The 21,383-nt window shown below is 66.0% G+C and carries 19 protein-coding genes; 7 read left to right on the top strand and 12 right to left on the bottom strand.

The features are described 5' to 3' along the window. Window positions 1-3: 3 nt before the first annotated feature. Window positions 4-210, top strand: a complete 207-nt coding sequence (locus FA85_RS21385) for a YbdD/YjiX family protein (protein WP_081907370.1) — start codon at window positions 4-6, stop codon at window positions 208-210. Between the two features lie 47 nt (window positions 211-257). Here FA85_RS21385 and FA85_RS06165 read toward each other — a convergent pair whose 3' ends face one another. Next, entirely contained in the window at window positions 258-965 is a 708-nt protein-coding gene (locus FA85_RS06165) for a FadR/GntR family transcriptional regulator (protein ID WP_036110755.1), read from the bottom strand. Between the two features lie 137 nt (window positions 966-1,102). Between FA85_RS06165 and FA85_RS06170 the strand changes: the two genes are divergently transcribed. Then, window positions 1,103-2,233: an aldose epimerase family protein gene (locus FA85_RS06170; RefSeq protein ID WP_036110752.1), complete on the top strand. Its 1,131-nt coding sequence runs from the start codon at window positions 1,103-1,105 to the stop codon at window positions 2,231-2,233. Window positions 2,234-2,236: 3 nt separating this feature from the next. Here FA85_RS06170 and FA85_RS06175 read toward each other — a convergent pair whose 3' ends face one another. The 6 genes from FA85_RS06175 to FA85_RS06200 all read right to left on the bottom strand — a co-directional run bounded on the left by FA85_RS06175 (window position 2,237) and on the right by FA85_RS06200 (window position 10,141). After that, entirely contained in the window at window positions 2,237-3,139 is a 903-nt protein-coding gene (locus FA85_RS06175) for a DMT family transporter (protein ID WP_036110750.1), read from the bottom strand. Further along, a complete protein-coding gene (locus FA85_RS06180; protein WP_051943341.1) occupies window positions 3,136-4,029 on the bottom strand; it encodes a glycosyltransferase family 2 protein in 894 nt (297 codons plus the stop codon). Before FA85_RS06180 ends, FA85_RS06175 begins: the two co-directional genes overlap by 4 nt. Then, window positions 4,007-7,870 carry a phosphoribosylformylglycinamidine synthase gene (gene purL, locus FA85_RS06185; protein WP_036110745.1) on the bottom strand — a complete coding sequence of 1,288 codons (3,864 nt, stop codon included), beginning with the start codon at window positions 7,868-7,870 and terminating at the stop codon, window positions 4,007-4,009. Before purL ends, FA85_RS06180 begins: the two co-directional genes overlap by 23 nt. A gap of 95 nt (window positions 7,871-7,965) precedes the next feature. Continuing rightward, window positions 7,966-8,715, bottom strand: coding sequence for a DsbC family protein (locus FA85_RS06190; RefSeq protein ID WP_036110741.1), 750 nt, complete (start codon window positions 8,713-8,715; stop codon window positions 7,966-7,968). An 88-nt stretch (window positions 8,716-8,803) separates the two neighbouring features. After that, window positions 8,804-9,736 (bottom strand): site-specific tyrosine recombinase XerD, encoded by a 933-nt coding sequence (xerD, locus tag FA85_RS06195; RefSeq protein WP_036110738.1) that lies wholly within the window; start codon window positions 9,734-9,736, stop codon window positions 8,804-8,806. A 54-nt stretch (window positions 9,737-9,790) separates the two neighbouring features. After that, on the bottom strand, window positions 9,791-10,141 hold the full coding sequence (locus FA85_RS06200) for a hypothetical protein (protein ID WP_036110735.1): 351 nt from the start codon (window positions 10,139-10,141) through the stop codon (window positions 9,791-9,793). A gap of 184 nt (window positions 10,142-10,325) precedes the next feature. Here FA85_RS06200 and FA85_RS06205 point away from each other — a divergent pair, with 184 nt between their 5' ends. After that, on the top strand, window positions 10,326-10,814 hold the full coding sequence (locus FA85_RS06205; RefSeq protein ID WP_036117154.1) for an RDD family protein: 489 nt from the start codon (window positions 10,326-10,328) through the stop codon (window positions 10,812-10,814). Here the strand turns inward: FA85_RS06205 and FA85_RS06210 are convergent. Continuing rightward, window positions 10,807-12,819, bottom strand: a complete 2,013-nt coding sequence (locus FA85_RS06210; RefSeq protein ID WP_036110733.1) for a hypothetical protein — start codon at window positions 12,817-12,819, stop codon at window positions 10,807-10,809. The genes FA85_RS06205 and FA85_RS06210 overlap by 8 nt on opposite strands. A 58-nt stretch (window positions 12,820-12,877) precedes the next feature. Continuing rightward, window positions 12,878-13,882, bottom strand: a complete 1,005-nt coding sequence (locus FA85_RS06215; protein WP_051943340.1) for a hypothetical protein — start codon at window positions 13,880-13,882, stop codon at window positions 12,878-12,880. A gap of 183 nt (window positions 13,883-14,065) precedes the next feature. On the opposite strand from FA85_RS06215, the gene fusA reads away from it, so the two are divergent. After that, window positions 14,066-16,105 (top strand): elongation factor G, encoded by a 2,040-nt coding sequence (gene fusA / locus FA85_RS06220; protein ID WP_036117152.1) that lies wholly within the window; start codon window positions 14,066-14,068, stop codon window positions 16,103-16,105. Window positions 16,106-16,199: 94 nt separating this feature from the next. Here fusA and FA85_RS06225 read toward each other — a convergent pair whose 3' ends face one another. Together FA85_RS06225 and FA85_RS06230 are read right to left on the bottom strand one after the other, a co-directional pair. Then, entirely contained in the window at window positions 16,200-16,745 is a 546-nt protein-coding gene (locus FA85_RS06225) for a type 1 glutamine amidotransferase domain-containing protein (protein WP_036110731.1), read from the bottom strand. Between the two features lie 104 nt (window positions 16,746-16,849). Next, window positions 16,850-17,329: an SET domain-containing protein gene (locus FA85_RS06230; RefSeq protein ID WP_036110728.1), complete on the bottom strand. Its 480-nt coding sequence runs from the start codon at window positions 17,327-17,329 to the stop codon at window positions 16,850-16,852. A 152-nt stretch (window positions 17,330-17,481) separates the two neighbouring features. On the opposite strand from FA85_RS06230, the gene FA85_RS06235 reads away from it, so the two are divergent. From FA85_RS06235 to FA85_RS06245, 3 genes are all read left to right on the top strand, one after another. Further along, on the top strand, window positions 17,482-17,982 hold the full coding sequence (locus tag FA85_RS06235; RefSeq protein ID WP_051943337.1) for a hypothetical protein: 501 nt from the start codon (window positions 17,482-17,484) through the stop codon (window positions 17,980-17,982). A gap of 39 nt (window positions 17,983-18,021) precedes the next feature. Next, the gene (locus FA85_RS06240) at window positions 18,022-19,797 is read left to right on the top strand and encodes an acyl-CoA dehydrogenase C-terminal domain-containing protein (RefSeq protein WP_036110724.1); all 1,776 of its coding nucleotides are present in this window, start codon (window positions 18,022-18,024) and stop codon (window positions 19,795-19,797) included. A gap of 91 nt (window positions 19,798-19,888) precedes the next feature. Continuing rightward, a complete protein-coding gene (locus FA85_RS06245; RefSeq protein WP_036110721.1) occupies window positions 19,889-20,365 on the top strand; it encodes a GNAT family N-acetyltransferase in 477 nt (158 codons plus the stop codon). A 63-nt stretch (window positions 20,366-20,428) separates the two neighbouring features. Here the strand turns inward: FA85_RS06245 and FA85_RS06250 are convergent, their stop codons facing one another. Continuing rightward, window positions 20,429-21,187, bottom strand: a complete 759-nt coding sequence (locus tag FA85_RS06250) for a SapC family protein (RefSeq protein WP_036110718.1) — start codon at window positions 21,185-21,187, stop codon at window positions 20,429-20,431. Window positions 21,188-21,383: the final 196 nt, after the last annotated feature.

A 21,383-nucleotide genomic window follows, 5' to 3' on the forward strand; every position in this document is an offset into this window, starting at 1 on the left:
GCCATGGACACGAACACACCGAACGCGCCGCGCTCGCTATGGAAGTGGGCGGTCCAGACCGCCCGCCTCTGCTGCGGCGTGCCGGATTACGACGTGTATGTGAAACACCTGCGCGAGCATCACCCCGAACACGATATTCCTACTTACTCGCAGTTTTTCCGTGAGAGGCAGGAAGCGCGGTATCGGGGGACGGGTGGGCGTTGTTGCTGATATCGCCCGTCGGCGTTTGAGCGAGGGCCGCGACGGAAGTCGCGGCCCTATTTTTTCCGCCCCTTACGCATGTTCGCCCGCGAATCGGCGATCAGGGCACGCACGGCCACGGCGGCCTCATTCGGACGACGTCGACGAATGGCTTCGTACACCGCCCGATGCTGCGGCAGCGAGTACTTGAAATGCTTCGCCGTGCGCGCGGACATCACGAAGAACGTCGCCAGCGCCGTCTCGATCACCGAAAACAAGGCGCTCAGCAGTTCGTTATTCGTCGCGGCCAGCACCGCCTCATGGAAGCGCAGGTCCGCCGCGGCCCAGGCATCGAGGTCGGCGGCATCCTCCATACCCTTCAGTGCCGCGGCGATGACGGCAAGCTGCTCCGGCTCGCGTCGCCGCGCCGCGGCCATGACGGCGGCGGGCTCGATGATCTCGCGCATCTCGACCAGCTTCTCGACAAAGTCTTCCGTCGGCATGGACGCGCAGCGCCAGCCCAGCACGTCGGCATCGAGGTGCTTCCAGAACTTCGGCTCGCGCACGCGCATACCGGTCTTCTGGCGTGTCTCGATCAGGCCTTTCGAGGCCAGGACCTTCAGCGCCTCGCGCAGCACGGTCCGGCTGACCGACATCTGCTCGGCGAGCACGGCTTCCCCGGGCAAGGCATCGCCCGGCGCGAAGACGCCGCTGACGATGGATTCGCCGATGTCCTCGGTCACTCTCGCATGCAGATTCTTCGCCCCGCCCGCCTTCCCAGCCATCACACCATGCCTTTTCCGCAACGACCCGCCCATCCTAGCGACGTAACGGCGTTACGCGATGATGCAGCGCAACTTGTCACTTGTCGGACAAATATGATCTGGTCGCAGGACTACCCACCCAAAGGAGTCGAGTTGTGATGAAACCGGTAAGCGCACTGGTCTCGGCGATCCTCCTGGCAACTTCCGCCGCGGCAACCGCCGGCGAAGCTTCCAGGGCCTCTTTCGGCACGACGCCGGATGGCAAGGACGTCACCGTGGTCACCCTCACCAACGGCAAGGGGATGACCGCGAAAGTCTTGTCGCTCGGGGCCGCGCTCTACGCACTCGATGTGCCGGATCGCAACGGTAAACCGGGTGACATCGTCCTCGGCTACCCCGACCTGAAGGGCACTTTCGACAATCCGCAGTACTTCGGCAACACCGTTGGCCGGTATGCCAACCGTATCGCCAGGGGCAAGTTCACGCTCGATGGAAAGCAGTACTCGGTACCGGTGAACAATGGCCCGAACTCCCTCCACGGCGGCAAGGTCGGCTTCGACAAGGTCATCTGGACCGTCGACAAGGTCGAATCCGGCGCCACGCCCAGCGTCACGCTGACCTACGTCAGTCCCGATGGCGACCAGGGTTACCCCGGCAAGCTCACCGCCACGGCGAAGTATTCGCTGAATGACAAGAACGAGCTGACCATCGAATACACCGCGACGACGGACGCGCCGACCATCGTCAACATCACCAACCACACCTACTGGAACCTCAGCGGTGAAGGCAGCGGCAGCGTCATGGACCAGGTACTGATGATCGCGGGCGATGCGTATCTGCCCACCGACGCGACGGCGATTCCGCTGGGCGAAGTGCGCAACGTGGCGGGAACCGATTTCGATTTCCGCAAGGCCAAGCCGATCGGCAAGGACATCCGCGACTCGAAAGAACAGCAGCTGGTCTTCGGCCGGGGCTACGACCACAACTGGGTGATCTCACGGAAGGAAGCCGCGCAGCCGCGCGAGGTGGCGCGGGTGACGGATCCGAAGAGCGGACGCGTGCTGTCGCTGTGGTCGGCACAGCCGGGCCTGCAGTTCTATTCGGGTAATTTTCTCGACGCGACGTCGTCGGGCAAATCGGGCGGTATCTATCGTCAGGGCGATGCCTTCGCGCTCGAGCCGCAGATCTTCCCCGATACCCCGAACCATCCGGACTTCGGCTCCGCGCGCCTGGAGCCGGGCAAAACCTACAAGAACACGATGACCTACAAGTTCACGACCACGAAGTAACCGCTATCCGATGTCGTGATGCAACGCTTCCGCCGGCCGACGCCGGCGGAAGCGGGGCGCCAGCTCCACCAGATACATCGCGGCAAGCACCATCGTTCCGCCAACGACCATGCGCGTCGTAAGCGCGTCGACGCCAAGCAGGACGGCGAATCCCGCCGCGAACACCGGCTCGGTCGTCATCACGATCGCGGCGCGGGTCGCCGGCATGTGCGCCTGTGCCCAGGTCTGCACCAGCATCGCAAAGGCGCCCGCGACCAGCGCCATGTACAGCACGGCGATCCAGGCCTTGCCGTCCGGCGGCAACGACGGGCCATGATGGGGCAGCGTCGCAAGCAGACACACGGCGGCGATACCGACCATCTGGACGGCCGACATGCCGAAGGCATCGCCCGGTTTCGACCAATGGCCCAGTCCAACGATGTGCAGCGCGTACAAGGCCGCGGACGCGAGGGTCAGCAGCACACCGATATCGATCTGGAAGCCGTTCAGGGCCAGAACTCCGAGGCCCGCGGTCGCCAGCACGACGGCCAGCCATGTACTCAGCGGCATACGCTGGCGGAACAGCACGAGCGCCAGAATCGGCGTAAGCACGACATACATGCCGGTAACGAAGCCACTGACACTGGGCGAGGTCAGCGCGAGGCCTTCCGTCTGCAGCCACTGCGCGAACCCATAGAGCACGCCGAGTGCGAGGCCACGCCTGCGCTCCGCACGACCAAGACGCCAGACCGGCCGCGCGAAGAGCACGAGCATCACGATGGCGGCGAGAAGGAAGCGCACGGCAAGAAAATCGACCACCGCCATACGACCGACGACGTCCTTGATGAGGACGAAGGTGGATCCCCAGATCGCCGTGACCGATAGCAGCCCGATAGTGGCGAGACCACCGCCTTTCCGCGCGCTCATCGCGGCTTGCGCATCAGCTGGCCGGGGATCTTCAGCAGGAAATGGCTCCAGATGCCGAGCCAGACCGCCCAGCGCACGAACGGGTTACGCGCGGAGGGATCGTGCCGGCGAAACCAGAGGTACATGCTGCGATGCTTGTGGCGGCTGACGAAAACGGGACGATGACGGCTGGATCCGCCCTTCCCGTGCAGGACACGCACGTCGCCGGAGAGGACGACCCGGTATCCGGCGTCGCGCGCACGGCGACAGAGATCCATATCCTCGCAGTGGAGGAAGTAGGTTTCGTCGAAGCCCGCCAGGCGGTCGAACACCTGACGCGGAATGAGCATGATGGCGCCGGAGACGATCTCGACCTCTTCCGCGCCACTGGGAATGGGCCCCTGAATATCGATACCCGCGTCACCGGCCAGTCCCAGCTTGGTACGCAGCGCGCGAGCCAGCAACGGATCACGGCGGCGCGATGCCGGGTCGGGATGACCCTCGTTGTCGCATACGACCGCTCCGACGATGCCGGTGTGGACATCGATGTGTGCGGACATCCGCGCGATGGTGTCCGACTCGACGAGGCAGTCGGGATTGAGGATGAGCAGACGTTCCCCGCGCGCCTGCGCCGCACCGCGGTTGACGGCGGGGCCGAAGCCGAGATTGGCACGGTTGTAAACGACCCGAACCCGGTCGTCGCCCGCATAGGCGCGGTCCAGCGACTCGGGTACGCCATCGGCCGAGCCGTTATCGACGACGATGACTTCGACGGGCACGTCACTGGCGAGCGCGTGATCCACGCACTCGCGCGTGAACGGGCCGCTGTCCGCAAGGACGACGACAACGCTCGTAAGGCCGGGTGTATTCACCGTCGTCTCCGGAGAATCAGCCGACCCAGGCCCGCGCATTGCGGAACATGCGCATCCACGGGGAGTCTTCGCCCCAGTTTTCCGGATGCCAGCTCAGCTGCGCGCTACGGAACACACGCTCCGGGTGCGGCATCATGATCGTGACGCGACCGTCGGCGGCGGTGAACGCGGCGAGACCGCCCGGCGACCCGTTGGGATTGAGCGGGTAGCTCTCGGTCGGCCTGCCGCGGTTGTCGACGAAGCGTGCGGCGCCGTGGCTCTTCGAGGGGCTGCAGACGTTGGGGAAGTACACGCGGCCTTCGCCGTGCGCGACCGCCACCGGAATGCGCGAACCCGCCATGCCACGGAAGAAGACGCTCGACGTGTCGAGGATCTCGAGCGTGGCCACGCGGGCTTCGTACTGCTCCGACTGATTGCGCAGGAACTGCGGCCAGTGCTTCGCGTCGGGAATGATGTCCTTCAGCTGCGACAGCATCTGGCAGCCATTGCACACGCCCAGCGCGAACTTGCTGCCGTCTTCGAAGAACCGGGCGAACTGCTCGCGCAGCGCGTCGTTGTAGAGGATCGAGGTAGCCCAGCCGCGGCCGGCCCCCAGGACGTCACCGTAGGAGAACCCACCGCAGGCCGCGAGGCCCACGAAGTCCTTCAGGTGATGACGACCGGAAACGAGGTCGGTCATGTGCACATCGACCGCGTCGAAGCCGGCACGATCGAACGCGGCGGCCATCTCCACCTGGCCGTTCACGCCCTGCTCGCGCAGGATCGCCACGCGCGGGCGCTTGCCGGACTGAATGTACGGCGCGGCGATGTCGTCGGCAGGGTCGAACGTGAGCTTCGGCGAGATGCCCGGATCGGCATCGTCGAGGCGCCACTCGCTTTCCTGGTCGGCGCTGTGCGGGTTGTCGCGCAGACGCTGCATGGCGTGACTGGTCTCGTTCCAGGCGCGGAACAGCTCGGTCCAGTTCCACTTGAACGCGGTTTCGCCGTTCAGGTGCATCTTGATGCCGAGCTTTTCCTTCGGGCGACCGACCATGTGGGTCATACCCGCGAGGCCGTACTTCACCAGCAAGCCTTCGAAGGCTTCGCGATTGGCCGAAGCCACCTGCACCACCGCACCCAGTTCTTCGTTGAAGAGTGCGCGAAGCGTGGCTTCGGCCCAGCCGTCGAGACGGATCTCGAGGCCGCAGTGACCCGCGAACGCCATTTCGAGGAGCGTGACGATGGCACCACCGTCCGAGCGATCGTGATACGCGAGCAGCAGGCCGGAGCGATTGGCTTCCTGGATGAGCTCGAACATGGCGCGCAGGCGCTTCGGGTCATCCAGATCCGGCGGCACGCCGCCGCCGCGGTTGAATACCTGGGTGAGCGCGGAGCCGCCGAGACGATCGCGACCGGCCCCCAGATCGATGAGCCAGAGCTCCGTATCGCCACGATCGAGCTTGAGCTGCGGCGTGAGCGTGCGGCGCACGTCGTCGACGCGGGCGAAGCCGGTAATGACGAGCGATACAGGCGAGACGGTCTTCTGCGCCTTGCCCGCCTCGTCGGTCCACACGGTCTGCATGGAGAGGGAGTCCTTGCCGACCGGCACCGAGATATCCAGCGCCGGGCACAGATCCATGCCGACCGCCTTGACCGCGTCGAACAACGCGGCGTCTTCGCCGGGGTGATTGACCGCGGCCATCCAGTTGGCGGACAGGCGCACTTCGTCCAGCTTCAGTGAGGCGGCGGCGAGATTGGTGATCGCTTCACCCACGGCCATGCGCGCGGCATCGGCGCTGGACAACAGCGCGATGGGAGCACGCTCCGCCATGGCCATCGCTTCACCGGTGTAGCCGTCGAAATCGGTCATGGTGACGGCGACATCGGCCACCGGCACCTGCCACGGGCCGACCATGGGGTCGCGCGCGTTGAGGCCCCCGACGGTGCGATCGCCGATGGTGATGAGGAAGTTCTTGCTGCCGACGGCGGGCAGGCGAAGCACGCGCAGCAGCGCTTCATCCATGCCCATACCGGAGAGGTCGGCGACCAGGTCGACGCGCGGTTTTACCGTCACGGCGTCGCGGTGCATGCGCGGCGGCTTGCCGAACAGCACATCCATGCCGAGATCGATCACGGTGATGTCGCGTCGCGTGTCGCGAACGATCAGGCGGGCTTCTTCCGTCGCATCGCCGACGACCGCGTACGGGCAGCGCTCGCGCGCGCAGTACGCCTCGAACTCGGGGAGTTCGTCCGGCCCGATGGCGAGGACGTAGCGCTCCTGCGATTCGTTGCTCCACACCTGCATGGGCGAGAGCGTCGGGTCGTCGCAAGGCAGCTTCGACAGGTCGATGATGCCACCGACGCCGGCGTCGTTGAGGATTTCGGGGATGGCGTTGGACACACCGCCCGCGCCGACGTCGTGGATGCTGACGATGGGGTTGTGCTCGCCGCGCGCCCAGCAGGCATCGATGACCTGCTGGCAACGGCGCTCCATTTCCGGGTTATCGCGCTGCACGGAGGCGAAATCGAGCTCCGCGCTGGAGGTACCCGACGAGACCGACGAGGCGGCACCGCCGCCCAGGCCGATCAGCATCGCGGGACCACCGAGCACGATGACCTTGTCGCCCGGACGGACGGCACGCTTCTGCACGTGGTCGGGACGGATGGCGGCAAGACCGCCGGCGATCATGATCGGCTTGTCGTAACCACGACGAACGCCCTTCTCGCCGGTTTCCTGCTCGAAGGTGCGGAAGTAGCCGCCCAGCGCGGGACGACCGAATTCGTTGTTGAACGCGGCGGCGCCGAGCGGACCGTCACGCATGATTTCAAACGCCGAGGCCATGCGCGGCGGCAGCGGACGATCTTTTTCCCACGGGCGCGGCAAGCCCGGAATACGCAGGTGCGACACCGAGAACCCGGTGAGGCCGGCCTTCGGCTTGCCACCGCGGCCCGTGGCACCCTCGTCGCGGATCTCGCCACCGGCACCGGTGGCCGCGCCCGGCCAGGGTGCGATCGCCGTCGGATGGTTGTGCGTTTCCACCTTGATCGCGTACGGCGCGGATTCCGCCACCGTGCGGAACACGCCGTCGGCGGGATCGACGAACAGGCGCTGGCCTTCATAGCCTTCGATCACCGCCGCGTTGTCGTGGTACGCGGACAAGGTGTGCGCGGGCGACTTCTGGTGCGTGTTCTTGATCATGCCGAACAGCGAGATGTCCTGCGGTTTGCCGTCCAGCGTCCAGCTGGCGTTGAACACCTTGTGCCGGCAGTGCTCGGAGTTCGCCTGGGCGAACATCATCAGCTCGGCGTCGGTCGGCGGACGACCCATCTCGGCGTAACGATCCGCCAGGTACGCGATTTCGTCGTCGGCCAGGGCCAGGCCCAGTTCCTTGTTGGCGGCGGCCAGCGCCGCGCTGGCGTCGCTGCCCAGTTCCACATGACCCAGAGGACCCGGCTCGCCCGCCAGGAACAGGCCGGCGGCGTCATCCAGACGAGTCAGCGGCGACTGCACCATCGGGTCGCAGAACGCGGCCATCACCGAGGCGTAGGCCGGATCGCCGGCCGCCGGCATGCCGGTGACCTGCCAGGCGGTGCCACGCTCCACACGGCGCACGTCGAAACCCGCGCCGTGAAGGATGTCGGTGGCCTTGCTCGACCAGGGGGAAATGGTGCCCAGCCGCGGCACGACCCAGAACGTCGCGTTTTCGGGGGCCGTGGTCTTCGCCTCGAGCACGGCGAGCAGACGCGCACGCGCCTCACCCTCCGGCGCGGCGGAGCCGTCCACGAAGTACGTGAACCAGGCGGCCTGAACCCGCGTCCCGTGATGCAGGGCATCCAGGTGGGCGTTCAGTCGTTCGAGGCGAAATGGAGAGAGGGCGCTCTGCCCGTCGAGTGCGATCATGCGGGGAGGTATAGGCGCTGAAGGAAAACGCCCATTCTACATGATGTTGCGCGGCAACATCGGGGCGGGCCCGATGTTGCCGGCGACCGGCCGGATCAGCCGCCGCGAATGGTGCCGGCCGGAGCCTGAAGGGCCTTCAGCAGCTGAGCCGGGGTGACATAGCCACCTACGACGTCGCCGTTCTCGGTAACGATGGTCGGGGTGCCGTTCACGCCCAGACGCTCGCCCAGCTCGAACTCGTCCTTCACCGGATTGGCGCAGGTGGCGGCCTTGGGGGTCGCGCCGCTCATCGCCGCGTTGAAGGCGCTCTTGCGGTCGGCGGCGCACCAGACCGAGACGGCCTTGGTATACGACGGGGTGTCGTTGCCCGCCGTGGTTTTCACGCCCTCGCGCGGCCAGAACACGTACTCCACCGCGATACCCTGCTTGTTGTACTCGGCGATCTGCGAGTGCAGCTGGCGGCAGAAACCGCAGTCGACGTCGGTAAAGACGGTGACGGTGTGCCTGGGATTGGCGGGCGCGTAGATGAGGCGCTGCGAGGCCGGCACCTTGGCGAGCTCGACCTTGCGTGTGGCGGCCCAGCTGGCGGCGCTGAGATCGGTCTTCGACTTCAGGTCGACCAGGTTGCCGTTGATCATGTAACGGCCATCGGCGCTGACATAAACCATGCGGCCCGAGGCCACGACCTGATAGAAACCCGGCATCGGCGCGGCGGAGATGCTATCCACCGTAATGCCCGGGCCAAGCGCCTCGACCGCGTCGCGGACGGCTTTCGTATCGTCGGCGGCGTGGGCGCCCATGGCGAAAGCGCCAGCCATCAGCGCCGGGAGGATTTTTTTCAACATCGGTACGACTCCATCTGTCACCGGGGGGATGCGGGAGAGCGTTGGAACACGTTCGCCGCTTTCGGTTCCCCCGATTGTGGCATGGGCATCAGCCACGCGGGTGGTGCTGGGCGTGAAGGCGCTTGAGACCTTCCTTTGCCACCAGGGTGTAGATCTGCGTGGTGCTCAGCGAACTGTGACCGAGCAGCATCTGCAGGGCACGCAGGTCGGCGCCGTGATTGAGAAGATGCGTAGCGAAGGAGTGACGCAGGACGTGCGGGGATACCCGTTTCGATGGAATGCCCACTTGCACGGCATAACGTTTGACGAGGGTCCAGAACATCTGCCGGGTCATCGCTCCGCCCCGCTTCGAAAGGAACAACGCCGCCGGCTGGCCGTGCCCTTTCGCCAGCAGGGGACGCGCCTCGCGCAGGTAGGTTTCCACATGCGCCAGCGCCTCCTCTCCCACGGGCACGAGCCGGTCCTTGCCCCCCTTGCCGGTGACCCGCAGTACGCCCTGCCGCGTGTTCAGACCCGCCAGTGGCAGATCGACCAGTTCCGACACCCGCAAGCCGGAGGAGTACATCAATTCGAGCATTGCGCGGTCACGCTGGCCCAGCGGAGTGCCGATGTCCGGCGCGACAATCAGCGACTCGATCTCCCGCTCGGCAAGCGCCTTGGGCAGTCCACGCGGCATGCGCGGGCGCTGCATCAGCAAGGTCGGATCCTCTCGCGCACCGTCGTCGCGCGCCAGCTGCGCGTAAAACCGGCGAAAGGCCGACTGTCGCCGCGCCATGCTGCGCACGGCGACGGGCTGGCTGCCGTGATACGCGGACAGATCGTCGCGACCGGCCGTGGCCAGTCCCTTTCCCCGCGTGCCGAGCCAGCGCGCCAGCCCCTCAAGGTCACGTTTGTAGGCTTCGAGCGTGCGCTCGGCGAGACCGTCTTCCGACCAGACGCGCTCGATGAAGCGGGCGATCAGGCGCGTATCGTCGGCGGCGAGTTCGGCGGGGCTTACGACAACTGACGCGGCGGAGGGCATGGCAAAGACGATCGAGGGATACGCCGCGATAGTCGCACGTCTGTTGCGGATCGCTCAAAGCCGCTGAAGAGTTGACTGATAACCTGCAATCACATACCCGAGCTGATGCTCCACCGCTTCTTTGAGCACCTCGCGCTGCTCCGCGGACAGATGCTTCTTTCTTGCTTCCAGCGCGCACGCCTGCATCGTCTCCACGAGCGTATCGGCGGCCTGCCTAAATGCGCCGGTAGCGATCTCGGTGACACGCGAAAGATGATCGTCCGCGTCACGACGAAGCAGCAGGAATTCTTTCGGGACCATTTGCTGGTCCGCATCGAATGCGCGAAGGTAGGTATCCAGTGCGGAGAACGACGAACTCAGTCTGAGCGCCATGTCGAAGCGTCCTTGGTCGGTGACGCGGCCCATCACCGCATCCTCGTCGACAGCCTAGGAAGACGGACCACACGGGGTCAATGAGAAGCATTTCACACATAGTGCTTAAAAACCATTGACTTGAGCGATAAGGAACCGGATTCGGCTGTCGATTTATCGCGCCGCTTGCATGGCGCATCCCGTCTACAATGCCGCGTCGCCAACGCCATGGAATCGCATGACTCCGACTTCGCCCGCTCCCGCATGGCGCCGCTTCGCGGCGATCGTCTACGACGCGCTCGCGGTCGTCGCCATCGTCATGGTGGTGGGCCTGCTCGCGCAGATGGTCACCGGCGGGAAGCTGTTCGACGAGCACGGGCGGATGCTGACCTGGTGGTATCAGCCGCTACAGGGCCTCGTGGTGGGCGCTTATTTTCTGCTGTCCTGGGTGCGCGGCGGACAGACGCTCGGCATGCGGCCGTGGCGCATCCGCGTCACGGATACCAAGGGCGAGCGAGCGAGCTGGAAGCGCGGATCCGTGCGCCTCGTCATCGCGGCGCTTCCGCTCGCGCTCGTGCTGATTTTTCCCCTGACGTCGCTGAAAGCGGCCCTGTGGGCGCCGGTCATCGGGTGGGCGATCCTGCTGAGTCCCGCCTGGTTCGATCAACGGCGCCGCGCGATCCACGACATGGTCGCGGGCACCGAGATTCGCCGTCTGCCTACTTGAACTGATCGCTCGCGGGTACCCACGAGCCGGAATTCGCCGACGGCGCGGGCACGTTGATCTTGATCGACGCCTCGCAACCGGGTGGCAAGGGCCCGCCGGTGATGCGCGCCGTCGTGCAGAGCGCGGTGTTATCCAGTGCGACCGGTGCGGCGGCGACGGTGGAGCTGTTCGCGGGCGGCAGGTTCTCCGCCAGCGGCTTCGCCGGCGCCATGGTCTGGGTCTTCGCCACGGCGTCCTGACTGGCCGGCTTGGGCGGACCGTCGCCACCGCTGCAGCCCAGCGTCAGCAGGGAGATCGCATTCATTCCCGGATTGCCCGCCGCCTTGCTGCCGGCGTTACCCGGACCCGCCGTGCAATTGAGGCGGATGCCACGAGGGAGCGGCACCGCGAACTTCACCGTCGTCGCCTCGACACCATGACGCACGGCCGTATCGACGGACGATTCGCCCTTGGGCGTCCAGGCGCCGTCGAAACGGGTCGCCTTGTAGTCGATATGCACGCGCGCGCCGTTCTGCGGCAGAACATTTCCGCGTGGCCTCAGCTCGGTGTACGCGCCGACCTGCCCCGCTTTTACGCCCTGCCCGCCAGCGACCCCGTCGCTGCGATCCGACGTGCCGTTGGCGCCGGTGACGCGGTCGCCTTCGTCCGCGCCCCTGGCCGCGCCCGGCTTGCCGGACTCCTGGTTCGCGCCAGGAGTGTTCGAGCCGGCGACGTTGGCGTCGCCCGGGGATGCCTTACCCGCCGACTGGCCTTGCACGGGCTCGGCCGCCTTGTTGTCACCCTGCTTGCCCTGGCTGGCGGCCGCCTGTGCCGTCGATTCACCGGCGGCCGTGTCGCCCGGGGCCTGACCAGGCGCCGATGGCGCCGTCTCGGCGCCGGCGACCGGACGCTGCATCTCACCCGGCGACACCGCCGGTGCCTGCACCGCCGGGCGGTCCACCATAGCGACGGGTGCCGACACCGTCGGTCTGGCCGCCGCGTCCGGGAGCGGTACGGCCTCGAGATCGGCATCGGCCTCGACCGGCGGCGCGGTCACGGGCTGCACGGATACCTTCGGCGGAACGGGGCGCGTATCCATCGCCAGGTCGGGCTTCGGCGGCGCCACCGGCTCGGGAGCGACCTCGGGCAAGGGCACGTCCTGTGGCGTCGGCGGTGCCGCGCTTTCCTCCACATCCGGCCGCGGAACCGTCGCCAGCGTCATCGACGTTTTTGGGATGGGCGCCGTCCTCTCGGAGGTGATCGTGGGCGGCGTCGGCGTAACGGTCATCTGCGACGCTGGCGTCGGCGGAATCGCCAGCGAGGCCGGGGGAGGCATCGGCGCGAGGCCTTCCGCCTGCGGCGGACGCACGGGTTCCGGCTGGAATGTCGGGGGCACGACCTGGGGCCTGGGCGTATCCATCGCGAGATCCGGCGGTGCCTGAGCAGGAACCGGGACCTTCTCCAGTTCGGGCTGCGGTGGCGGCGCCTTGGGCTGAACCAAAGGGCGATCCGCCACTGCCGCCATGCTCGGCGGTGGCGCCGCCGGCTTCGGCGCGGCCTTCACCCTGGGGGCTTGTGCGGCTGGCACCGCCACGGCAGGGCGCGATGGCGTTTTTGCCGCCGCCACGGCGGCCGCGTGCGAACCCTGGGCCGCGCGACTGGCTGCGGTGGACCACTTCGTGGTGTATTTGACCTTGGCCACGGCGGCCGTCGACGGCGTGCCGCGCACGGGTGGCTTCGGCGGTGGCGGCTTGTCGATGAGGCGCACCTGCAGGGCGTCCGGGTGCTCCGGTTCGGGCGGTGGCGGGAGAACGTCATACGCCGGCCCCAGGATCATCCCGAACAGAAACAACAGATGGATGACCAGCGTGCCGACCCAGCCTGCGATCCGGCGGCCGCTCGCCCGCGGCTTCTCACGCAGCAGACGACGGTAGACAAGCGCGTGCATCGCCGCCTCGCGCGGCGAGACGGGCAGCGATGTGGCGGCGTCGGGTCGCTCGCTGTCCGGGGGCAGAGTGTTCGGCATCGGGCGCTAGTGTCCACGCTGACGCCGCGCCGCACAATCGTGGCGTGCGTCGCAGGCGTCAGTTACCCGTGCGGCGTGCGCGCTCGGCGTTTTCCTGATCCATCGCCTTCAGCGGCGTGTCGGTCGGGCAGCCCTCCTTGACCCGCTCGTCGGCACGGTACGCGGCGATGCATTCGGCTTCCGTGCGCTGAGGCGGCGCGCCCGGCAGATCCTTTACCAGCGGTGCATTAGCCATGTTCAGGCGTGTGTCGCCGTCCTTATGCGCGGCCTTCGAGGGGTCCTCGCCACCGCAGCCCACCGGCAGCACGAACAAGACCGTGGAGCAGTTCACCCGCGTACCGTGACCGAGGTCGATGGTCTTCTTCACCGTGGTCTTCTCGATGACGCGGCGCATGCCCTGACTGACCACGTTCTCGTCGCGCGGTGCCCAGTCCTTCTCGAAGCGGGTCTGCGTGTAGGTGACCGTGGTCTTGTGCGACATCACGCTTGTGTTATCCGTCGGCCGGGGGGGCGTGTAGTCCGAGCCCGCCGGGTTCGCACCGGTCTTCGGCAGGGCAATCGAGCCGTCGGTGCCGAACAGGTTGGGCGCGGGCCGCGCATCGGAAGGCGTCGCGGCGGGCGCAGTGTCGGCTGACGGCGGTGCCTCCGGCTTCTTTTTCGGCGGCGGCTCGGGACGGGTAGCCTCCGGAGAGCGGACTTTCGGCGGCGGTTCGTTTACCGGCGGCGGCGGAGGTGCCTCCACCGCGGGCGCCGGCGCGGTCGGCTCGATGAAGCGCACCTCGAGTACGTCAGCCTTGTCCTGGGGGACGAAGAAGCCGACCTGGACCCGCGGTTCCATCTCGTAGCGGATGACCAGAATCAGCAGGACGTGGAAGACCAGGACCGCGGCAAGCGCCAGGATGAAACGCACCCGGTTCCGCGGCGGCGGCTGCCGTCGCATAGCCCTGAGGACGGCGAGCGTCTCCGGGTCCAGCGGCACCAGCCCATGCAGGCGCGACGACGCCTCCGGCTCCAGCCGGTGGGTGTCGACGAACGGCGGTGGCGCCTTGCCGGGGTATTGCACGCGGGGAAATATCCCTTGGGCTCGATGAAAAGTCGCAAATGTTAGCGGGGTACTGCTGAGTGCAACGTAAGCCCGGGCTTCAGACCGCGCGGCGCCCGGAAGATTCCCCTTGATTCTTCATCCCGGGAGGAGAAGGCTAGCGGTCTGGGGGGATCCTTCGTGTCACTGAAGGAGGGTCGCATCGTGTCCCAATCCACGGAACGCATCCGCAGCCTCGCCCTCGCCGGACACGCCGGCGCCGGCAAGACCACCCTGTTCGAAGCCATGCTCCACGCCGGCGGCGCATTGACCGCCATGGGCAGCGTGGAGCGAGGCAGTACCGTTTCCGACACCGATCCGATGGAGAAAGCGCGCGGGCATTCGATCGATGCCTCGATCGCCTCCATCGAGCGTAACGGCTATCGCATCCATCTGCTGGACACCCCCGGCTACGCCGACTTTCGAGGCCCGGCACTCGCGGCGCTCGCCGCCGCCGACACGGTAGCGATCGTCGTCAACGCGGCCAACGGCATCGAACACGGCACCCGGGCCATGATGAATTACGCGAAGGAGCGTCGGCTCGCACGCATCATCGTGGTCAATCGCATCGACGCCGAGGGCGCGGACCTCGCTCTGCTGGTGGACGATCTGCGTAACGAATTCGGGAACGAATGCCTTCCCCTCAACCTTCCCGCATCGCAGGGACATATCGTGCGCGACGCCTTTTTCCAGACGACGGGAGATACGGATTTCTCGTCACCCGGGGAGGCACACCAGCGCATCATCGATCAGGTGGTCGAGATCGACGACGACGTGATGGCGCACTATCTCGACGCGGGCGAGTCGGCGTTGAGCGCGACGGAAATGCGTGGCGCGTTCGAGCACTGTCTCCGCGACGGTCATCTGGTGCCCATCGTATTCACCGGTGCGCGCGACGGTATCGGCGTGAGTGAACTGCTGGAGATCGTGGAGCGTATTCTGCCCTGTCCCGGTGAAACGAATCCTCCCCCCTTCCATGACGACGCCGGCACGCGTTTCGAGGTGGCCGCCGATGCCGGAGGCCATGTGGTCGCCGACGTGTTCAAGATCATCAACGATCCCTTCGTCGGCAAGCTCGGCGTTTTTCGCGTCTGGCAGGGAACGGTGCGCCGGGATTCGCAACTGCTCGTCGACGACGGACGCAAGCCGTTCAAGGTGGCGCATCTGTTCCGCCTGAAGGGGCGTGAACATGTCGAAGTGGACGAAGCCCTGCCCGGTGACATTGCCGCGGTGGCGAAGGTCGAGGACATCCACTTCGACGCCGTGTTGCATGATGCCGCGGACGAAGCGGGCATCCATCTCGATGCGGCGCCGTTCCCGTCACCCATGTTCGGACTGGCGATCGAACCGGCACATAAGGGGCAGGAACAGAAACTGTCGCAGGCACTGGCGAGGCTCGCGGAAGAAGACCCCTGCTTCCGCGTCGAACATCACAAGGAGCTGAATGAGACCGTGGTGCGAGGTCTGTCAGACCTGCACCTGAAACTCATGATCGAACGGATGAAGTCGCGATATGACATCGACGTCGTTACGCACCCGCCGCGCATCGCCTACCGCGAGACCATCGGCGTGCGTGCCGAGGGCCATCATCGGCACAAAAAGCAGACCGGCGGCGCGGGACAGTTCGGCGAAGTATTTCTGCGCGTGGAGCCGCTGGAGCGCGGCATGGGTTTTATCTTCGCGGATGAGACCAGGGGCGGCGTCATCCCGAACCAGTTCATCCCCGCGATCGAGAAAGGTGTGCGTCAGGCGCTGGAAATCGGAGCGGTGGCGGGCTACCCGATGCAGGACCTGCGTGTGACGGTTTATGACGGCAAGCATCACCCGGTGGACTCGAAGGAAGTCGCCTTCATCAGCGCGGGGCGCAAGGCTTTTCTCGATGCCGCCTCACGAGCACGGCCACAGGTCCTGGAGCCGGTGATGGATCTGGAGGTGTCGATCCCGGACCGCTATGTCGGCGACGTGACGGGTGGGCTAGCCGGCAAGCGTGGACAGATCATGGGTAGCGACGCGCTACGGGGCGGCGAGACGCTCATTCGTGCGCGCGTGCCCCTGGCGGAACTCACCGACTATCCCACACAGTTGAAGTCGACGACCGGGGGACTTGGGCGGTTCGCCGTGGCGTTCAGTCATTACGACACGGCACCATTGGCCATTCAGCGAAAGCTGGCGGAGCAGTGGAGGCCGCGGGTGGACGAGGACTGATCCCGGGGACCTCAGGCCGAGGCGGGTCGATCGCCAGCGGAGCCGGCTCCCGCCAGGGCAGGCTTTGGAAGCCGGCCCTGGCAGTGCTCCCGGATCAGGCCGCCACAGCCTTGATCAAGGCATCCGTAAACGCCGGGATGTCATCCGGCTTGCGGCTGGTGATCAGGTTGCCGTCCTGCACGACCTGACTGTCTTCCCAGTTCGCACCCGCATTGACCAGATCCTGCTTCAGCGAAGGCCATGAAGTCAGCTTCTTGCCCTTTACCAGCCCGGCGTTGATCAGCGTCCACGGCCCATGACAAATCGCGGCGACAGGCTTGCCCGCGCCAGCGATCGCCTTGACCAGGGCCAGCACCTTCTCGTCCGTGCGCAGGTTGTCCGGATTGATCACGCCACCTGGAAGCACCAGTGCGTCGTACTTACCGGCGTCGGCGTCGTCGAGCCGTACGTCGACATCGACGCTCTTGCCCCAGTCCTTCTTGTCCCAGCCTTTGATCTGCGTGGCATCGCCGGGAGAGATGACGTCCACCGTCGCGCCGGCGGCTTCGAGAAGGCGCTTCGGCTCGGTCAGCTCGGACTGTTCGAAGCCGTCGGTGGCGATCACGGCGATGCGACGACCGTCGAGAGATTGGCTTGCCATGATGATGATTCCTCGGAAAGGGTGTATTCCGAGGATCAATGGCGGAGCATGACCGGGGCGTCGCGCAGGCGTCGGCGCCCCGTGAGCAAACGTGAAGAGAAGGATCAGGCGGCCTTGCGCTTCGGCTTGAGCATCGTACCGATGCAGTTCGGCGAGCCGCACAGGCAGGCCCAGATCTTCTTCAGGCGCGCCGTATGCGGCATGTCCAGCGTGATGCCGTAGTCGTAGGTCAGCTCTTCGCCGGGCGCGATATCGCGGATGGCTTCGATCAGCACGCGGTCCTTCTTCGACGGCTTGCCTTCCACGGCTTCCTCAACCACGGCCTGGCAGTTGGGATCGCAGCCATGGTTGATCCAGCGCGCCGTATTGCCGTTGCTGTTGCCGTCCACGATGAACTTCTCGTTCAGCGTGAAGAGGAAGGTGTGTCCTGTCTCGCCACCGTCGCCGTACTTCTTGTCGGCCTGGGCGTGGGTGATGATGTCGCCCTTGTATTCGACGATCTCGTCGCCGGCCTTGATGGGCGCGGTGGCGAAGACGCCGTTTCCGTGGATGGGCGAACGTCGTGCGGCGATGCGTCGGGTCATAGGGAGAATCGATGGTCTTGGATGATGATCGCTGATGATGCCTGCTCGCTCCCCGCTTGGGAACCGCGTTTCAAACGCACGTCTCGCGCGCATGCATGCCCGGCGCTACCATCCGACACCTGTTCGACGCACCCATGCCGGAAGCCCAGGGAATGATCTCGACCGTCCGCAACTCGTTCGCACGCATCGCGCTGCTTCTCGGCGTGGCCACGCTCGCCGCCTGCGGCCCCGCGAAAAAGAGTGTTTTTCCGCCGTCGGTGACCTTGCAGGAAGTCACTGCCAGGCCGGGAGGCGTCTGGCACCTGACCCTGCGCGTCCGTAACAACAGTTACGGCGGCATGTCGTTCGAGACGTTCCAGGGCACCCTGCAGGTGGGCAATCTCGCCGGGGTGTTGCTCGATGCGAAGGTCGATCAGGACATCCCGTCGTTCGCCGCCGACGTGGCGAAAATCGATCTTTTGCCGACACCGGACATGTCGAAAGCGCTGGCCGAACTGGCCGCCAAAGGCAGCTCCGGCTCGTTGCCCTATGCCATCGAAGGAACGATCACCGCCCTCCCGGAGCAGGAAAAGAAGCCCCGCACCTTCGAGGTGCACGGACGCAACTGGCTGTCGCCGGTACCCGGCATCCCCGATACCTATCGCTCTCCCTGACCTCACCCAGCCGCGCCCGCCGCGACGCCAGGATTCGCCATGACGATCTACAAAGCCCCCCTCGACGACATGCGCTTCGCGCTTTACGACGTACTCGGCGCCGAAGCCGTGCTCGCCCGGCTGGAAGGCGGCGAGGGCCACACGCGCGACTTGCTCGATGCCGTGCTCGACGAGGCCGCCCGCTTCAACGAGCAGGTGCTCGCACCCCTGAACGCGAGCGGCGACCAGGAAGGCTGCCATTACGACAAGGCCACCGCGTCGGTCACCACGCCCAAAGGCTTCAAGGAAGCCTACCGCCAGTACGCGGAAGGCGGCTGGGCCGGTCTCACCGCGCACGAGAAGTTCGGCGGCCAGGGCCTGCCCGCCGTGCTGGGCGCGATGACCAAGGAAATGATCGACTCGGCCAACCTGGCCTGGGGCATCTACCCCCTGCTCTCGCACGGCGCCACCGACGCCCTCGAGCACCACGGCGACGCATGGCAGCAGGAAACCTTCCTGAAGCCGCTGGTCGAAGGTCGCTGGACCGGCACCATGTGTCTCACCGAGCCGCAGGCCGGGTCGGATCTGGGCCTGCTGAAGACCCGCGCCGAGCCGAACGAGGACGGCAGCTACCGCGTTACCGGCACCAAGATCTTCATCAGCGCGGGCGAACACGATTTCGCCGAGAACATCATCCACCTCGTGCTCGCGCGGCTTCCCGACGCGCCGGCCGGCAGCCGGGGCATCTCGATGCTGGTCGTGCCGAAGTTCAAGGTAGGCAAAGACGGCAGCCTCGGCGAGCGCAACGCCGTCGCCGCCGGCGCCATCGAACACAAGATGGGCATCAGGGGCTCGGCCACCTGCGTGATGAACTTCGACGAGGCCGAAGGCTGGCTGATCGGTCCCGCCCACAAGGGTCTGGTGGCGATGTTCACCATGATGAATGCCGCGCGGCTCGCCGTCGGCATCCAGGGTCTTGCAGTGTCCGAGCGCGCCCTGCAGAACAGCCTCAACTACGCCCGTGAGCGCCTGCAGATGCGTGCGCTGTCCGGTGCGAAACTGCCCGACAAGCCGGCCGATCCGCTCACCGTGCATCCCGACGTGCGCCGCATGCTGCTGACCCAGCGTGCCTTCGTCGAAGGTGGCCGCGTGCTCGCCGCCTACGCCGCGCTGCAGAGCGACATCGAGTCGCGCGATGCGGATCCGCAGGCGCGCAAGGAAGCCGGTGAACTGCTGTCCTTCCTGATTCCGATCGCCAAGGGCCTGCTCACCGAAGCCGCGCAGGAATGCACCAAGGAAGCCCTGCAGATCTTCGGCGGTCACGGCTATATCGCCGAGCACGGCATGGAGCAGTTCGTCCGCGATGCGCGCATCATCACCTTGTACGAAGGCACCACGCAGATCCAGGCGCTGGACCTGCTCGGCCGCAAGGTCATGCAGCTGCAGGGCGCCGGTCTGAAGCATTTCCTCGGTGAGATTTCGGCGTTCTGCCAGGCGCACCAGACCACGGAAAGCGTCAAGGCTTTCATCGGGCCTCTCGCCGTGGCGACCAAGACCTGGGGCGATCTGACCCAGGCGATCGCCCAGAGCGCACAGGCCAACCCGGAGGAGCTGGGCGCGGCCGCGGTGGATTATCTCTATCTGTCGGGCTATGTGACCCTGGCTTACTGCTGGGCACGCAGCGTGCTCGCCGCCGAGGGCTCACACCTCCCCGCCGATGCGAAGCAGGCCAAGCGCGACACGGCCACGTTCTATTTCAGCCGCATCCTGCCGCGTATCCACGTCCACAAGGCGGCGATCGAGGCAGGCGTGGCGACGTTGCCGGAACTGCTGTAACCCGCTGGAGGGTGGCGGGGGTTTCCCCGCCACCCCCGAAGGTGTAGAAAAGGCTCTGGCCAGCCTTCCCACCGCGACGGTGCCCGACCCGATGAGCGACTCTCCGTTTCTGATCCGTCTCGCCGAGAGCGACGATGACGAGTTCATCCTTGGCCTGCTCCACCGTTTCGTCGACTTCCCGCTGCCCAACGGGCGCAGCAAGACCGATTGCCTCAAGGGCATCGAGTCGGACCTGGTCAGACACCTCGACGAACAACCGTCCAACAGCTACATCTTCGTCGCCGAGAACGAAGACGGTGACCCTGTGGGCTTCGTGCATCTTCAGAAAACCAAGGACTTCTTCACGCATCGCGACAACTGCCATATCTCCGATATCGCGGTGGCGAAAGAACACGAGGGCGAAGGCGTCGGTACCTTCCTGCTCGACCACGCCTACGCCTGGGCCAAGGACCATCGCTGCCAGTTTGTAACGCTGGCCGTGTTCCCCGGCAACGAGCGGGCCCGCGACATGTATGTGAAGCATGGCTTCGATACGGACCTGATACGGCTGGCGAAGCCGGTTCGCTGATCGAGGCGGTGGAACGAAAAAGGCCACCCTCGCGGGTGGCCTTTTTTTGATGGAGCCAGACAATCAGACCGTGGGGGTCGTGACTTCTTTCTGCTCGCGCGTGTCGAGACGCGCGGCCATGCGGTCGATGTTGGCCAGCGACACCAGGTGCGCGTAGATCCAGCCGAAGGCGCCTTCGCGGAGGAATTCACCGGCGACCTTCTCGTCGAGAGCGCGCAGCTTCTCTTCGTTGATGACGAACAGGCCGTTGAGGTTGATGCCCTTGCCTTCCTTCTGCAGGGTGATGGTGCGCGGCTCGAGCAGGTCGTGCTCGCGGAGCTTGCCCATGAACCACTGCGTACGGGCGACGTGGTCCTGGAACTCGCCGAGGAAATTCACGGCATTGGTCAGCGCCGGCGCGTCGGTGCCGTCTTCGTTGAACAGACGCTCACCTTCGGTTTCGTTGAAGCCTTCGTAGGCCTCGTCGAGGAAAACGGTGAAGTCGTCGCCTTCGGCACCGGCCGGCTTCTCGGCCAGCACGAACGGATAGCGGCGGACGAACGCCGGGATGTACATGCCCTGTTCCCAGAAGCCGTTCTCACCGACCAGCAGGTTCTCGCCCTGACGCAGGCCGAGGAGGGCCATCGGGCCGGCCTCTTCCATGCTGTTGCCAGCGAAGAGGATCGGGAAGTCACGCGCGGCGGGCGCGAACTCGACGCCGGTCAGGGGCACGGAGTGCGCCGTGGCCGCGAAACGGATGTTGTTCACCGCCTTGAGACGGAGATCGCGATGCGCCGTGCGATTCAGGGGAACCGGACGCTCGTAGAAAAGCACTTCTGCCACTGAGAAACCCTCATGGACCCGCCGGACCTGGGAAGCCACCCCGGCCCCCCTTCCAAACCCGCGCAGGCGTTAACGAACCCCCACTATATCAGCGCTTCATGACCGCTACAGCCCCGCAAGAACCGTACCGGGCGTGCGCGATTCCGTCGCAATAATGGGCTATGCTCGGGCGAACGCCTCCCAGGAGGCGGGATCG

The sequence above is a fragment of the Luteibacter mycovicinus genome (assembly GCF_000745235.1).
Lineage (GTDB): Bacteria > Pseudomonadota > Gammaproteobacteria > Xanthomonadales > Rhodanobacteraceae > Luteibacter > Luteibacter mycovicinus.